General features: G+C 62.2%; 16 protein-coding genes. 1 reads left to right on the top strand and 15 read right to left on the bottom strand.

The window, feature by feature from the left end; translation table 11 throughout:
• Window positions 1-55 precede the first annotated feature (55 nt).
• Window positions 56-307, top strand: a complete 252-nt coding sequence (locus tag ACIP1X_RS11725; RefSeq protein ID WP_178124146.1) for a DNA-binding protein — start codon at window positions 56-58, stop codon at window positions 305-307.
• 172 nt (window positions 308-479) lie between these two features.
• Here the strand turns inward: ACIP1X_RS11725 and ACIP1X_RS11720 are convergent, their stop codons facing one another.
• The 15 genes from ACIP1X_RS11720 to ACIP1X_RS11650 are packed head-to-tail and all read right to left on the bottom strand — an operon-like array spanning window position 480 to window position 15165.
• A complete protein-coding gene (locus ACIP1X_RS11720) occupies window positions 480-1283 on the bottom strand; it encodes a hypothetical protein (protein WP_159811642.1) in 804 nt (267 codons plus the stop codon).
• Between the two features lie 25 nt (window positions 1284-1308).
• Complete coding sequence (locus ACIP1X_RS11715; RefSeq protein ID WP_159811643.1) at window positions 1309-2535, bottom strand: beta-ketoacyl-ACP synthase; 1227 nt, start codon at window positions 2533-2535, stop codon at window positions 1309-1311.
• Entirely contained in the window at window positions 2535-3263 is a 729-nt protein-coding gene (gene fabG, locus ACIP1X_RS11710) for a 3-oxoacyl-ACP reductase FabG (protein WP_400752157.1), read from the bottom strand. Before fabG ends, ACIP1X_RS11715 begins: the two co-directional genes overlap by 1 nt.
• Window positions 3256-3720 (bottom strand): hotdog family protein, encoded by a 465-nt coding sequence (locus tag ACIP1X_RS11705; RefSeq protein ID WP_400752155.1) that lies wholly within the window; start codon window positions 3718-3720, stop codon window positions 3256-3258. Before ACIP1X_RS11705 ends, fabG begins: the two co-directional genes overlap by 8 nt.
• Complete coding sequence (locus ACIP1X_RS11700) at window positions 3717-4913, bottom strand: beta-ketoacyl-[acyl-carrier-protein] synthase family protein (RefSeq protein WP_400752152.1); 1197 nt, start codon at window positions 4911-4913, stop codon at window positions 3717-3719. Before ACIP1X_RS11700 ends, ACIP1X_RS11705 begins: the two co-directional genes overlap by 4 nt.
• Window positions 4910-5506 carry a hypothetical protein gene (locus tag ACIP1X_RS11695; protein ID WP_400752149.1) on the bottom strand — a complete coding sequence of 199 codons (597 nt, stop codon included), beginning with the start codon at window positions 5504-5506 and terminating at the stop codon, window positions 4910-4912. The genes ACIP1X_RS11700 and ACIP1X_RS11695 overlap by 4 nt, the downstream gene beginning before the upstream one ends.
• Window positions 5506-6231, bottom strand: a complete 726-nt coding sequence (locus tag ACIP1X_RS11690) for a class I SAM-dependent methyltransferase (protein WP_400752146.1) — start codon at window positions 6229-6231, stop codon at window positions 5506-5508. The genes ACIP1X_RS11695 and ACIP1X_RS11690 overlap by 1 nt, the downstream gene beginning before the upstream one ends.
• Entirely contained in the window at window positions 6228-7475 is a 1248-nt protein-coding gene (locus ACIP1X_RS11685) for an NAD(P)/FAD-dependent oxidoreductase (RefSeq protein ID WP_400752143.1), read from the bottom strand. The genes ACIP1X_RS11690 and ACIP1X_RS11685 overlap by 4 nt, the downstream gene beginning before the upstream one ends.
• The gene (locus ACIP1X_RS11680; RefSeq protein ID WP_400752140.1) at window positions 7462-8625 is read right to left on the bottom strand and encodes a sodium:proton antiporter; all 1164 of its coding nucleotides are present in this window, start codon (window positions 8623-8625) and stop codon (window positions 7462-7464) included. The genes ACIP1X_RS11685 and ACIP1X_RS11680 overlap by 14 nt, the downstream gene beginning before the upstream one ends.
• Window positions 8622-10961 carry an MMPL family transporter gene (locus tag ACIP1X_RS11675; RefSeq protein ID WP_400752138.1) on the bottom strand — a complete coding sequence of 780 codons (2340 nt, stop codon included), beginning with the start codon at window positions 10959-10961 and terminating at the stop codon, window positions 8622-8624. Before ACIP1X_RS11675 ends, ACIP1X_RS11680 begins: the two co-directional genes overlap by 4 nt.
• Entirely contained in the window at window positions 10945-11547 is a 603-nt protein-coding gene (locus ACIP1X_RS11670) for an outer membrane lipoprotein carrier protein LolA (protein ID WP_400752135.1), read from the bottom strand. Before ACIP1X_RS11670 ends, ACIP1X_RS11675 begins: the two co-directional genes overlap by 17 nt.
• On the bottom strand, window positions 11544-11969 hold the full coding sequence (locus ACIP1X_RS11665; RefSeq protein ID WP_400752133.1) for an acyl-CoA thioesterase: 426 nt from the start codon (window positions 11967-11969) through the stop codon (window positions 11544-11546). Before ACIP1X_RS11665 ends, ACIP1X_RS11670 begins: the two co-directional genes overlap by 4 nt.
• Window positions 11962-13506 carry a histidine ammonia-lyase gene (hutH, locus tag ACIP1X_RS11660; protein ID WP_400752130.1) on the bottom strand — a complete coding sequence of 515 codons (1545 nt, stop codon included), beginning with the start codon at window positions 13504-13506 and terminating at the stop codon, window positions 11962-11964. The genes ACIP1X_RS11665 and hutH overlap by 8 nt, the downstream gene beginning before the upstream one ends.
• Window positions 13487-14434: a glycosyl transferase gene (locus ACIP1X_RS11655; RefSeq protein WP_053116682.1), complete on the bottom strand. Its 948-nt coding sequence runs from the start codon at window positions 14432-14434 to the stop codon at window positions 13487-13489. The genes hutH and ACIP1X_RS11655 overlap by 20 nt, the downstream gene beginning before the upstream one ends.
• Entirely contained in the window at window positions 14431-15165 is a 735-nt protein-coding gene (locus tag ACIP1X_RS11650) for a glycosyltransferase family 2 protein (protein ID WP_400752127.1), read from the bottom strand. Before ACIP1X_RS11650 ends, ACIP1X_RS11655 begins: the two co-directional genes overlap by 4 nt.
• Window positions 15166-15167: the final 2 nt, after the last annotated feature.

The raw sequence follows: 15167 nt of genomic DNA, 5'->3' as shown, positions 1-15167 counted from the left end.
CTAATAGCTGAGCGCCCCTAGTTTGTCAGGTGTCAGTAATCATCCAAAAGTAGCCATGACTGAAGAATTCAAAAATTGGGACTCTGCCGATTATTTGCTGACGGATGAGGACTTTGAGGCTTATCTGGAAGTCTGTTTGGAAGAGGCCGGCGGCGATGCTGCGATTATTGTTAAAGCGTATGAAACGATTGAGCGCGCGCGTCGAAGACTTCAGCCACTAAGTGTTCCCTTTGGGGCTTGTGAGACTCTGAGGAATTCTGGTCAACCAGCCATCTCAGAGCCAGACAGGGAGTCGACCTGTTTGTGAAAGTGCACCCCTGTGGCGAGGGGATTTATCCCCGATGGACTGCGAAGCAGTCCCCAGAACTGGGGCCGCTACGCGACCCATCGGGGCGGTGCGACGTTTCGCTAAATCCCCTCGCCACAGGATTGCATTCATTCAGCCACCCAGCCGTTCAACCACTGAGCCACTCACTCAGTCAGTCGACGTGAGCAAGGTCACCCCTCAACGCCACACTCGACACCACCATCCCCGCACGGCACTGAAACTTCTCGGTGTCTTTGTACAGATCCCGCTGATCCACGCTGGCGATGTTGATCACCGCGTTGGCGTCGGCTTTTTTCGCGGCGTTCTGCAGGGTGGCCAGTGCCGATTGCAGGGCCCAGAAGCAGGCGTCTTCGTCGGATTTGTTTGAACCGTTGGTTTTGCGGCTGCTGCTCACGGTGTCAAGTTTTCGTACTTGCTTGGGCAGGGTTTCGCCGGCCAGGTAGAACTTCACGCTGCCGTCGAGCAGGCCGGCGTCGGTGGCGCGTTTGACGCCTTCGCGAAAGCTCAGGTAGGTCGGTTCGTCAGCGCCTTGTTTGATAATGCCAAGGTTGTTGACCGCTTCGATGTCCGGGTTGATCGACAGCTCTTTGAGCACGTTGTCGCGCAGCCGATTGACCCAGCGGTTGTAGTTGCCGTGGATCTTGCCGTCCTTGGCGTCGAGGCCGTAGCTGCTGCGGTAGTCGATTTCGAACGAGGTCGGGGTAAACGGGATATCGACTTCGGCGTGATGGCGACCGCGCACGGTGATCGCCGCTTTGATCATGCCCGGGCGCACCGATTGCACCACCCACTGACGATCGTTCAGCGCGGTGACGATGGCGCGGCTCATCTGTTGCTGGGTGAAACCGAGGTTCGGCGAAAACTCTTCTTTAGCGTTGTACACCGGTTTGCTGGTGCAACCGCCGAGCACAAAGGCCAGTGCCAGCAGTGCGGCGATGCGGTGAAACTGAGTCATTCCCTTTACTCCAAACGTGTTGCGGTCAGTGCCAGCGGCGGAAAATCAACGAGGTGTTGACGCCACCAAAAGCGAAATTGTTGTTCATCACGAACTCGTGGTGCATCTGGCGGAATTCGCCGCGCAGGTAATCGAGCTTGCCGCAGTGCGGATCGACCTCGTCGAGGTTGAGCGTGTGCACGTACTGGTCGCGGTTGAGCATTTCGATGCTGAACCACGACTCCAGCGCCCCGCAGGCCCCCAGCGTGTGACCGAGGAAGCTTTTCTGCGAGCTGATCGGCATGCGTTCGCCGAACAAACTGCTGGTCGCTATTGTTTCGGCAATGTCGCCCTGTTCTGTAGCCGTGCCGTGACCATTTACATAACCGATGGCGTCCGGTGTCAGCCCGGCGTCTTCCAGCGCCAGCTCCATGGCGCGGCGCATGGTCACTTGCTCGGGGCGAGTGGTGTGCTGGCCGTCGGCGTTGCTGCCGAAACCGACGATCTCGGCGTGGATGTGCGCACCGCGTGCGAGGGCGTGTTCCAGCTCCTCAAGCACCAGCATGCCGCCGCCTTCGCCGATCACCAGACCGTCACGGCCCTTGTCGTACGGGCGTGGGCTGGTCTGCGGTGCGTCGTTTTTCAGGCTGGTGGCGTAGAGCGCATCGAAGACCATCGCTTCGGTCGGGCAAAGTTCTTCGGCACCGCCTGCAAGCATCAGCGGCAAACGGCCAAACTTGATCGCCTCGTAGGCATAACCGATGCCCTGGCTACCGCTGGTGCAGGCGCTGGACGTCGGGATCAGGCGCCCGGTGAGGCCGAAGAAGATGCTGATATTCGCGGCGGTGGTGTGCGGCATCATCCGCACGTAGGAGTTGGCGTTCAGCCCCTCGGCCACCGAGTTGAGCAGCATGTTGCCGAACGCTTTGATCTCGTCGGTGCTGCCGGTCGACGAGCCGCAAGCGACGCCCATTCGGCCGTCCTTGATCATCGCGTCGCCGAGCAAACCAGCATCGGCCAAGGCTTTTTCCGCCGCGCCGACCGCCAGTCGCGAAACCCGGCCCATGCTGCGCAGCTGCTTGCGCGTCCAGTGCGCTGGCACGACGAAATCATCGATTGGCCCGGCCAGACGCGTGTTGAGTTCGCTGAAGCGATCCCACTCGTCCATCCGGCGAATGCCGCTGCGGTTGGCCGCGAAGTTGCCGGCGATGGTCTGCCAGTCGCTGCCCAGCGAAGTGATGCCGGCCATGCCGGTGACGACGACGCGCTTCATCAGCACAAGCCTCCGTTGACCGCCAAGACCTGGCGGGTGATGTACGAGGCTTCCGCCGACATCAGGAAATTCACCGCACTGGCCACCTCTTCAGGGGTGCCCATGCGTTGCGCGGGGATCATTTTCATCAGTTCTTCCACCGGCACGTTTTCGTCGAGCATCGCCGTATCGATCAGGCCCGGCGCGACACAGTTAACGGTGATTTTGCGCTTGCCCAGCTCGATCGCCAACGCCTTTGCAGCGCCGATCACGCCAGCCTTGGAGGCACTGTAATTGACCTGGCCACGGTTGCCGATCAGCCCCGACACCGAGGTGATGCAGACAATGCGACCGGCGGCGCGGCGGCGGATCATCGGCATCATCACCGGGTGCAGAACGTTGTAGAAACCGTCGAGATTGGTGCGCAGCACCACGTCCCAATCATCATCGCTCAGCGCCGGAAAGGCGCCGTCGCGGGTCAGGCCGGCATTCAGCACCACGCCGTAATAGGCGCCGTGGGTTTCGACGTCGGCTTCGAGAATGGCCTTGCAGGTTTCGCGGTCGGCGACGTCGAATTGCAGGATGCGCGCCTTGCGCCCCAGCGCTTCGATTTCAGCCTGAACGCCTTGCGCCTCAGTCACGCCGCTACGGCAATGCAAGACGATGTCGTGCCCGGCCTGCGCGAGGCGCAAGGCGATGGCGCGGCCGATGCCACGGCTGGAGCCGGTGACCAGTACGGATTCAGTCATCGTTCGACTCCTTTGTCTGTTGCAGATATTGAGTGGCTTCGGGCGGGCGAAACACGTTGAGCCGGGCGCTGGCATGGATGCCGTCACCGTGGATATGGCATTCGAAGACGCCCATGCCGTTGTCGTCTTCCAGCGAGCGCAGGCCATGAATGGACAGCTCGGTACCGGCAGGAAACGTCTCGACATTGCACTCGAATTTGCGTGTGCCGAGCAGAAAACCCAGCTCCACCGGATTGCCTTTTTGTCGCGCGTGGCAACCGGCGAACGCAGCGACGCTTTGCGCCATCAATTCGACGCCGACCCACGCCGGCAGGCTGCCGTCGTGCAGGTTGAACAGGCCTTCGGACTTGACCGTGAGGCGGGTGTAAATCTGCTCATCGTCGAAGCGCTCGATGCTGTCGATCAGAATCATGTCGCCGGCATGGGGCAGCAGTTCGGCGAGCGGCCAGTCGGTCATGGGGCGTCTCCGAGAATCAGGCTGACGTTGTTGCCGCCGAAGGCAAACGAGTTGCTCATCAGGTAGCGGGGAGCAATGGACGTCAGGCGTTCGCTGGCGGTCACCCACTTCAGCGCTGGCAGCGCAGGATCGGCCTGACCGTCCCAGACGTGCGGCGGCAACGCGTGATCCGGGTTGTCGGCGCTCAGGCTCAGCCAGCAAAACGCCGCTTCGAGCGCACCGGCCGCGCCGAGGGTGTGGCCGGTCATCGGTTTGGTCGACGAGCAGGCGACACCTTCGGGGAAGAGTGTGGCGACGGCCAGACTTTCCATGGCGTCGTTGTGTTGGGTGGCGGTGCCGTGCAGGTTCAGATAGCTGATTTGCGTGGCTTGCAGCTGCGCGCGGCTCAGGGCTTTCTGCATCGCTTGCAGAGCGCCGCGACCGCTCGGCTCCGGCGCGGAAATATGGTGCGCGTCCGAGCTGGCACCGGCGCCGAGCAGGGCAATGGCGGGGCCGTCGTGAGCCTGTTTGCTCATGACGAACAACACCGCCGCCTCGCCGATATTGATGCCGTTGCGGTTGGCCGAGAACGGATTGCAGCGTTCGCCCGACACCGCTTCCAGCGACGAAAAACCGTTCAACGTCAGCTTGCACAAACTGTCGACGCCGCCGCACAACACGGCGTCGCACAAGCCCAGATCGAGCAGGCGCTGGGCGCTCATCAAGGCGCGGGCGCTTGAGGTGCAAGCGGTGGAGATCACGTACGCCGGGCCGCTCAGTTGCAGCCAGTCGGCGAGGAAATTCGCTGGCGCGCCGAGTTCCTGCTGACGGTAATCGTATTCCGCCGGGAACTGCTGCTCGCGAATATAGTGCGCCAGGCCACGGCTGGCCTCGTCGATGCCCGAGGTGCTGGTGCCGAGCACCACGCCGATGCGGTCGCGGCCGTAGGTCTGGATCGCTTGATCGATGTCATCGCGAATCTGTAGCGCCGCTTCCAGCAACAACTGATTGTTGCGGCTGCTTTGATCGGCGAGTGCTGGCGGGATCGGCGCCAGTTCACCGTGTACGGCGGCCACCGGCAATTCACGCTCCGCCACCCAGCCGGATTCGCGGCGCATGCCCGAGCAGTCGCCGGCGAACAGGTTGCGCGCGACTTCTGACTTGTCGCGACCCAGCGCGCAAATCACGCCGAGGGCATTCAGGTAAGCGGTCATGGCGTCGAGTCACCGAGCGGAGAAACGCGATAGTGCGGGCCTTGGGGCAGGTTCAATTCGAAGCTCAACGGTTGTGAATAACGGATGTCCCAGCGCGCTGGCAGGGAACGTTGCCCGGTCTGCTGTTGGGCAGAAGGGTAATTGCGCAACAGCTCTGCGGACGGGGTCAGGGCGAACAATAGCGCGGCGAACAGCTCGCGGGCCTCCGGGTTCGGCGGCAGCAGACCATCGGCCTGCCAGCGACCGTCGATCAATTGCTGACGCGCCTGAGGAATACCCAGCGGATCCATCATCGACCAGCGAATACCGGGGCCTTCGCGCTGGATTACCAGCAGCCAGTCCTGGCGTTCCTCGGCTTGTTGGCGCTCGATGTGCAGTTGCAACGGCAGCGGCAGAGTCGGGTTGCCCGCCGGCAGCGGCGCCTGGCTGGCGCAGGCACTTAACAGAAATATTGCGCCGACCATCACCATCCGCAGCACTGCGATCACTGTGGGAGCGAGCCTGCTCGCGAAAGCGTCGGCACATCCAACATAGAGGCTGGCTGACCCGCCGCCTTCGCGAGCAGGCTCGCTCCCACAGGTTATGTGTCGCATCAACGATCACCTTCACGCGGTTTACGCGCTACGACGTTGACCAGCGTTTCCTCTCGCTGCCCGAACGGTTTCGGTTTGCGCACCCCAAACCGCTCCAGCAAGCCAAAATCCTTCGACCGGCTCCACCACAAATACGGGTACGACACATTGCGCTGGGCAAACTCAAACCCTTGCCCGCGAATCATCTCCAAATACTGCGCCGCACTCTTCTGCACATGCATCGGATGGCGGAACAACCAGCGAATCACCCAGGTATCAATGTAAGCCTCGGTCGATTCGGCAAACAGCAGATAACCGCCCGGTTTCAGAACCCGGTAAAACTCGGCCAGCGCTTTTTCCTGTTCAACCAGATGATGGAACGTCTGATGACAGAACAGCAGATCAACACTCGCGTCCGGCACATTCAGCGTCGCGCAGTCGCTGCCGATCAGCTCAACATCGAGGCCCAGACGCGCCGCTTCTTCGCCGCTCAACTCCAGGCTGTGCGGATCGGCGTCAACACCGATCAAACGCTGTGGGGCGAAGGTCTGGCGCAGGTGGCCGAACGACTTGCCCTGACCGCAACCGGCGTCGAGCAGCACCGGATGCTCCGGCAGCGCTTCGCTGAACAGTCCGCGCAAATCATTGATCGCCACGCGCAACACATGGTGTTGCCAGGTGTGGCTGCGCAGGAACCAGAAACCGAAGCGGGTTTCCTCGACGTAGCTGTCGCTCAAGTAATTCATGTGGCGTCCTTTGCACAGAGTTCGGAAATCATCTTCAAGCGGCGACGGGCTTCGCTGACGAACGGGTTGCGTTCGTCCCAGGCGTAACCGGCGAGGATCGAGCTGATCATGCGGCGGATGTCGGCCTGGCTGTCTTCATAAAAAATCACGTCCTGAAAGGTGCCGGCGTACCAGCCCTCGACGTAGCAGCGGAACGTGTCGACGCCACGTTTCAGCGGTTCGGCGAACTCGCGTTGCCAGTCGACCGCTTCACCTTGCAACTGACGGTGCAGCACGGCGGCGGCCATGCTCGCCGAACGCATGGCGATGGTCACGCCAGAAGAGAACACCGGGTCGAGAAATTCGGCGGCGTTGCCGAGCAAGGCAAAACCCGGCCCGTGCAGGGTTTTCACGTTCGCCGCGTAGCCACCGAGGGTGCGCGCCGGGGTGTCCCACACCGCGTTGTTCAGCACGCCGGCAAGGCTCGGGGTTTCAGCGATGAAGCTGCGCAGGCAGGCATCGAGATCGCTGTCACGGCCCTTGAAGTGTGCTTCGGCCGCGACCACGCCCACCGAGCAGCGGCCGTTGCTGAACGGGATCGTCCAGAACCACACATCGCGATGTTCGGGATGGGTGGTGACGAGGATTTTTTCGCGGTCGAAGGCCGGGTTGTCGATGTGATCTTCGACGTGGGTGAACACCGCTTGGCGCACCGGAAAATTCGACGGAGCTTCCAGATCCAGCAGTCGCGAAAGCACACGGCCATAGCCGCTGGCATCTAGGACGAAATCCGCTTCGACGCGGTATTCACGGCCGTCCTCGCGACGCACGTCGAGTTGCGGTTTCGGCCGGTCAAAATCGACACTGACGATGGCATCGCCGTAACGGATTTCCACACCTTGCAGCGCGGCTTGATCGGCCAGCAACTTGTCAAAGTCGGCGCGCTGCACCTGGAACGTGGTGGGCTTGCCGTTGGTAAAGGTGTCGCCAAAGTCGAAAGCGCTGTAGCGCTCACCCCAGGCGAAAGCAGCGCCGTTTTTGCGCTGGAATCCAGCGGCATTCACCGCGTCGAGCATGCCCGCTTCTTCGACAAAATCGAGGCAATGGCACAGCAGGCTTTCGCCGATGGAGAAACGCGGAAAGTGCTGGCGTTCGATCACCAGCACATCGTGGCCCTGGCGTTTGAGCAGGGCGGCAGCGATGGCGCCGGACGGGCCGGCGCCGATGATCACGACCTGACGGGATTCCATTTCAACGATTGGCACGTGAACTCCGGGGCAGGTGGTTTTTGATGTCCAGCGGTGCACGGTGCAGGCCGATCAGCGCCGGCAGCAGCGTCGCCATCAGGCCCATCAGCATCAGCGCGAAGTACAGCGCCGGGGTGATGAGCTGTTGTTGCAAGAGCAAATTGAGAAATACGATCTCGCTCAGGCCGCGAATGTTCAGCAGTACGCTTTCACGCCAGCGGCTGGCGCCTTCAAACGAGGCGCCGGCCCAGCCGAGGCCGAGCCAGTTGCCGAGCAGTTTACTGGCAATCGGCAACAGCAGCAGCGCCGCCCACTGCAGCGGGCCGAGGCTGGCGAGGGCGCTGTGCACATCGATCTGCACGATGCCGAAGGTGAGGATCAGCGGGATCGCGATCCACGTCTGCAAACGGTTCATCCAGCGCGCCGGCAACGGCAGCACCAGCGGGATTTTCAGCGCGGCCATGCACAGCAAATAACCGATGCCGAAAATCAGCGCGTTGAGTTTGTAATGCTCGGCCATCACCAGCAGCGCGAAGAAACCGAGGCTGTAGGTCAACGGTCGGCGCACGCCGAACAGGCGCAGCACCAACGGCACACCAGCGAGCGCCAGCGGCAGCAACAGGCTGCTCAAGTGCAGGCTACCTTGGGCGAGGCCGAACAGCGTCCAGCAAGTCAGATCGATGAGGATCGCGGTTTGCACCAGACGCCGGGTGGCGGCGGGCGGGTAATCGATGTGGCGCAAGTACAGGTACAGCACCGGAATCGCAGTAATTGCGAACACCAGGCCGATCGCCAGCGAGTTGAGCCACGGTTGCGCCGGCAGCAGCCAGTAAGCCGCCGCCAGTCCGCAGATGAATGGCACGAGAAAACTCGGCAGGGCGATTTTCACGCTCTGGCGATCGAGTTTCAGATCGATCACATCGCTGAGGATATGCCCGAGCAGCAAGGCAAAACTCAGGCTGTAGAGGTTTTTCAGCCACTCCGGCGCGATCAGTTCCGCACCGCTCAGTTGCCAGCCCGGTTCGATCCAGAAGTACATCAGCAGCGGCAGGCCGAAGCTCGCCAGCAGCAACTGGCTGACAATCGGGATCAGGCCGAAATATCGACCGACACGGGTGGCCACGGCGAACAGCGCCAAGGCCAGCAGCCAAAAGCCGACGACCATCATGCTGCCGACTCCGCGACGGTTGCCGTGTGGGCGTGACGCCCGGCCCACGGCGCGAGCATGAAACTGAAGGCCAGCCCAAGGCTTACCGACAAACCGAAATTGCTCACCGCCGGGGTGCTGGAGACCGCGAGCAAACCGAACGACAGCCACGTCGTCAGCGCTGCCAGCAAGGTGCCGAGCAGGCTCACCGCGGCGCCGCCAACCTGTTCACGCATAAGGATCGCGTAGTCGACGCTGATCGCCGTCACCAGCAGCAGGCCGAACAGGCTGAACAGGGTCAGCGGCTGACCGAGCCAGCCAAGACTGGCCAGACTGCACAGCGCCGCGAGCAAGGGCAGGGCGACGATGCGCAGCGCACCGCCGAGGCCGAACGGCAGCATCAGCACCAGCACGATCAATGCGCAGGAGGCGAGTTTCAGCTCCGCAGCGCTGATCTGCGTGGCGGCGAAAACGTCGTTTAATTCACCGAGGCGATCGACCAGTTGCACCCCCGGCAGATCCAGCGCCTGCACGCGCAACAGCGCCGGATTGTTCAGGCCTTGCAGGCTGGTCATCGCCGCCACGCCGTCCTCGGTCGGGCCGAGCCAGAGCGTGCGATAAGGTTCGCCGAGCGGGCCGGCTAGGGCGGTGTCGATGTCTTCGGCCGGCACGGTTTGCAGCTGTTGCAGTTCGCTTTGCAGCGCAGCGAGCGGCACGCCGAGGTCGAGCAGCGGCTGCCAGTATTGCGGCAGTTGATTAAGCGCCTGGCGGACTTTTTCCTGCTCGCTCGGCGGGCTGACCAGTTGATCGAGGGCCAGATAGCCTTGCAGCTTGTCGAGGTTGACCAGTTGCTCCAGACGCTCGCTCAGCGCTGCCTGACGCTCGAGCAATTGCTGCTGATTGGCGGCGCGTACGAGGAAAAACTGGCTGGTCGGCTGATAACCGGTGATGCGCGCGATGGTCTGCGCCTCATCGGTCAGACGCTGCGGTGCGCCAACCCATTGGCGAATGTCGTTCTTGCTTTGCAGCTGCACCAGACCGCCAACACAGAAGGCGATCAACAGCGCCAACAGCACTGGCGTGCGCACGCGTTCGAGGAGTTTTTCCCGTAGCGTGATCAAGCGCTCGGCGAGCGTCAGCGGCCATTGCGCCGGGCGTAACTCGAGGTTGTTGAGCAGCGCCGGCAGCAGGCACACCGCTGACAGATAAGCACCGAGCAACCCGGCCGCGGAGAACACAGCGATTTGCGTCAGCGCCGGGAACGGTGTCCACGCCAGCGCCAGATAACCGATGGCGCTGGTGATCAGGCTCAAGGTCAGCCCGGACAAGGTCAGGCGCAAGGCCGGCCAACTGCGCCACGGCTTCAGGCTCCAGCTCTTCGACAGGTAGTGCAACGGATAATCCACCGCCACGCCGATCAGACTGGAGCCGAGCACCAGCGTCATCACATGCATATGACCGAACAGCGCCACGCAAGCGACGGCACCGAAAAGCATGCCGACCAATACCGGCACAAATGCCAGCAGCACACGCCAGCGCCGAAACGCCAGCAGCAGCAACAGCAGAATGCCGACCGTTGCCCCGCCGCCAACCCAGGTCATTTCGCGCGTCGCTTGCTGCTGACCGTTGGCCGCGTAAAGCAGACCGCTGGCGGCCAGCAATTGCACGTCATTTTTCGCCGCTTGTTCGCGGCTGTGCTGCAGCAGATCCGCGACTTTAAGCGGCAGGTTCATGTCAAACGCATCGCCAGTGGTGCGCGCACGCAGCATCACCCAGCTCTTGCCGTCGGCATCGGCAATCAATGCGCCGCTGCCGATGTCGAGTTGCACCGAACCGTGTTGCGGCTGGCTGTTCTGGATACGCCCGGTCAGGCCCAGCCAATCGTCCGGACTCGGCACCAGGCTGAAACCGCTGAACGGATCGAACAGCGCCTGCACCCGCTGATGAATAAATACATCGGGATGTTCGGTGAGCAGTTGCTGATCGTCCGCCGAGAGCATCGCCAAGCGTCCTTGCAACAACTGCGTGCGCAGCGCCGGCAGATCCGCTTGCAGGTTCCACTGCACTTTCTCGAACAGACCGCTGGCCTGCCATTGCTCGCCGAGCTTCTGCGCCATGTTGACCGCTTGCTGGCGATCGGCGTGGCCGACCAGCACCAGCATTTCGCGATTCAACGGTTCCTGCATGCGCTGTTCGGCGCGCAGTTCGAGGGCGTCCGGGTTAGTGCCGGGCACCAGTTCCATCAGGTTCGCCGACAGCGGCGCACCGTCGCGCCACTGCCAACCGGCCAGCGCAACAACAGCGAGCAGCAGCATCAGAAACAGCCAGGGCAACCTGCGTTCACTCGGCAAAGTCATGTTGCTCCGTGTCGCTCAGCGGTTGGGCGGCGCTGCTGTCCTGCATGCGCAGCACGGTGCTGTCGCCCTGGGTTTCCAGCAGTTCGATGGTTTGCACCAAGGCGCCACCGTCGATGTTGATCTGTTTGAACACTTGCTTGAGCAGCAGCGAACGCGGGGTCAGTGACAGTTTCCACTGCTGCGCGTCGCCGCTCAGGGCCAGTTCGAAATCCCGTTGCAGGCCGCTGCTGTCACCTTGCAGCACCGCGAGAAACAGCCGGTTCTGATCGGCCCCGGCGCTCTTGTTTGGCAGCATTTGCCAGCCATTGTCGTCGCGGCGGGCGATGCCGTTGGCGGTGATGCGGTAGTCCTGCTGCAGCGGGGTTTTTAGTAGCCAGAGCAGGCCGTGATTCTTCGCCAGCACAAAACTGCCCTTGCTGATCAGCGGTTGCGGCAGGGCGCGCAGGTGTTTTTCCTGAATGAACTGGCCGTGGATCACGTCCGGTTTCGCCAGTTGTTCGCTGAGTTGTTGCAGGTCGAAGGCGTTGGCCAGTGCCGACATCGACAGCAGCGCCACTACGCTCAGGCTTTTCACAAAAACATTCATCGCAGCATCCTTTCCACGGCGTCGGTGAAGACTTTCGGTGAAGCCAGCTGCATTTCGCGGCTGCTGACTTCGACGGCGACCTGCACCGAGCTGGCGCGGGTCAGGCGTTCGCCGCTGTGCAGGTCGGTGATCAGGTAATTGATCTTCAGACGGTTTTCCCACTCGACCAGACTGGCGCGCACATTCAGGCGCTGCCCAAACACCGCGCCGCGCACGTAGCGCAATTGCAGGTCGATGATCGGCCAGGCGTAACCGGACTCGACCATGTGCGTGTAGTTGTGGCCGATTTTGTCCAGCAGCGCGCAGCGCGCGACTTCCAGATACTTGACGTAATGCCCGTGCCAAACCACGTGCATGGTGTCGACGTCAAAAAACGGCACGAAGATTTCGGTGTCGGCGTGAAGCACTCCGGCGCTACGCATGCAGCCTCCAGTGTTGAGCGGCGATGCGTTGCAGGCACAGGCGCAGTTCGCCTTCCAGCGCACGATCCTCGATGACCGGCGGGAAGTCTTTGGCCAACTCTTCGTGCATTGCCGCCAGCGACGGTGGCAGCGGTCGTGCGTCTTCGGCCTGAGCGCGTAGCCACACGCCTTGATTGGCGGCGAGCAGGGTCGCGGCGGCGACTTGTTCGGTCAGCTCCAGCACGCGAATCGCATCGCGGGCGGCAATGGTGCCCATGCTCACTTTGTCTTGGTTATGGCACTCAGTGGAACGCGAGAACACGCTGGCCGGCATGGTGTTTTTCAGCGCTTCGGCGGTCCAGGCGCTGGTGCCGATCTGCACGGCTTTGAAGCCGTGGTTGATCATCGCGCGATCTGCCGGCGCGCCGGACAGGTTGCTCGGCAAACCATGGTTGTAGCGTTCGTCGACCAGCAGCGCGAGTTGCCGGTCGAGCAGGTCGGCGACGTTGGCCACGAGGTTTTTCAGGCTGTCCATGGCGAACGCGATGTGGCCGCCGTAGAAGTGCCCGCCGTGCAAAACGCGCTCGGCTTCGGCGTCGATGATCGGGTTGTCGTTAGCGCTGTTCAGTTCGATTTCGATGAACGAACGCAGCCAGTTCAGGCTGTCGGCCAACACGCCGAGCACGTGCGGGGCGCAGCGCAGCGAGTAGCGATCCTGCAAGCGATGCAGTGGCGCCGTCGGTGCGTCGATCGCCAGATCCTTGCGCAGCCACGCGGCAACCTGCATTTGTCCCGGATGCGGTTTGGCGGCGAACAGACGTTCGTCGAAATGCTCCGGATTGCCTTGCAGCGCGACGACGTTGAGCGCGGTGATCCGTGTGGCCAGTTGCAGCAGATAATCGGCGCGGGCGAAGGCGAGGCAGGCGAGGCCGGTCATCACGGCGGTGCCGTTCATTAGCGCCAAGGCTTCTTTCGGGCGCAGCACCAAAGGTGTCCAGCCGAGTTCGCGGTGCACATCGGCGGCCTGACGGCGCTCGCCACGGAACATCACTTCACGCTCGCCGGAAAGTGTCGCGGCAACGTAGGACAGCGGCGTCAGATCGCCGCTGGCGCCGACCGAACCTTCTTCAGGAATCAGCGGCAGAATGTCGTATTCGAGAAACGCGTGCAGCCGCTCGAGCAGTTCCACGCGCACCCCGGAAACGCCGTGACACAACGACTGCAAACGCGCCGCCAACACCGCGCGGGTTGCTTGCGCGTCGAGCAGTTTGCCGAGGCCGCAACCGTGAAAGGTGTAGAGGTGACGCGGCAACGCTTCGACGTGATGCAGCGGCACCGCGACCACGCAGGAATCACCGTAACCGGTGGTCACGCCGTAGATCACGCCTTCCTTGTCCAGCAGCGAATCGAGGAACCGCGCGCCTTTGGCGATGCGCTCGCGATACTCGGCGTCGCTCTGCAAGTGCACGGGCGCCTGACGATTGGCCAGGGCCAGCACGTCTTCGATGCGCAAAGGGCGTTCGCCGAAGGTTACCGGCTCATGGGTTGGCGTCGTCATCGGTCTTCCAGAAAGGGTAAAAGTTGAACCATTGGCGCGGTGCTTCGAGGCAATAGTGACTCAGGCGCTGGGCATAGCGGGTGGCCCACTGATGAATGACCTGCTCGCGCTCGCTGCGCTTCCAGGTTACCGCGTCGGCGAACGGTTCGAGGGTCAGGCGATAGTGACCGTCCGCTTGTTTCAGGCACATCAGCAGATTGACCGGGCATTTCAGCAGGCCGGCCAGCAGCCACGGTCCTTGCGGAAACGGCGCCGGGTGACCGAGAAAATCCACGGTCACGCTGCGCCCGCCGTGCAGCGGCACGCGGTCGCCGGCAATCGCCAGCCACTCGCCGCGCTCAAGACGTTCGTGCAGTTGCAGCATGATCACCGGGTCGAGTTCGCTGACCTGAATCAGGCGCAGATTGGTCGCTCCAGCCTCGCCCAGCAAACGGTTGAATTGCTCGGCGTGCTTGGTGTGCACCAGCACGTTCATGGTGACCTTTTCGCCGATCTCCGCCAGCGCGCGGCAGACTTCGAGATTGCCCAGATGCGCGCCGACCAGCAGTTGCCCGCGTGTGCCGCGCAACTGATTACGCAGCAGCGCCGGGTCGATGATTTCGATCTGTTCAATGCTGAGCTTGCCGTTCCACACGTCGAGTTTGTCGAGCATGGAGTCGGCGAACGCCATGAACTGACTGAACACGCGCCAGTGGCTTGGGCGCAAGTCATCGCGCTGGCTCCACTCGGCCAGACGTTGCTGGAATTGCCAGGCACTGCGCCGCGCGGTGCGACCGAACAGGAAAAAGTACAAAACGATGCCGTAGAGCAACGGGCTGAGCAGGCGTCGACCGAGGACTTTGGCGGCGAACGCGGTGAATTTCATCAGCAGGAAGCTGCCGCGTTCTTCGCGGTCGGCCCAGTGCTTCTTGTCGGTTTCGCCGGTCATGCGCGCCACCGTCGCCAGAGGATCACGGGAAAGCGCAGCAACATGCCGAAGAACAGCCGTGTGTGCATGCTCGAAATCAGCGCGTTGTCGTGGAACAGGCGGAAGTGCGACACGCCGTCGAGCGGGTAATGCACGCTGGTTTGCAGCCAGCGCATCGGCTGATTCCGCCACGCCAGGCGGACGAGAATATCCGAGTCGAAATCCATGCGTTTGCCGACTTTTCTTGAGTCGATCACCGCCAGTGTCGGGGTCAGCGGATAGACGCGAAAGCCGCACATCGAGTCGCGGATTTGCAGCGACAACGTATTGATCCACACCATGACGTGGGTCAGGTAGCGCGCGTACAACCGGCCCTTGGGCACGCTTTCGTCGAACAGCGGATAGCCGCAGATCATGGCGTTGGGATGTGCGCGGGATTCTTCAACGAAGCGGGCGACGTCGTGCAAGTCGTGCTGGCCGTCGGCGTCGACCTGCAAGGCATGGGTGAAACCCAGCAGCGCGGCTTCACGCAGACCCGTCATCACCGCACCGCCCTTGCCTTGGTTGGCGGTCAGGCGCACCAGATGCACGTTGTCGCGTTCGGCCAGAGTATCGAGGAGTTTTGCGCAGGAGGGCTTGCTGGCGTCGTCGACCAGAATGCATGGCAGATCTTGCGCAAGCAGAGCATCGACCACGGTACCGATGGCAGTTTCGTGGTTATAAACCGGGATCACGGCGCAAGGGTTATGCATGC

This window comes from Pseudomonas sp. NPDC088885 (assembly GCF_044750025.1).
Taxonomy (GTDB): domain Bacteria; phylum Pseudomonadota; class Gammaproteobacteria; order Pseudomonadales; family Pseudomonadaceae; genus Aquipseudomonas; species Aquipseudomonas rustica.
Note: the sequence above shows the minus strand (reverse complement) of the source record. Positions and strands in the feature narration are given on the sequence as shown.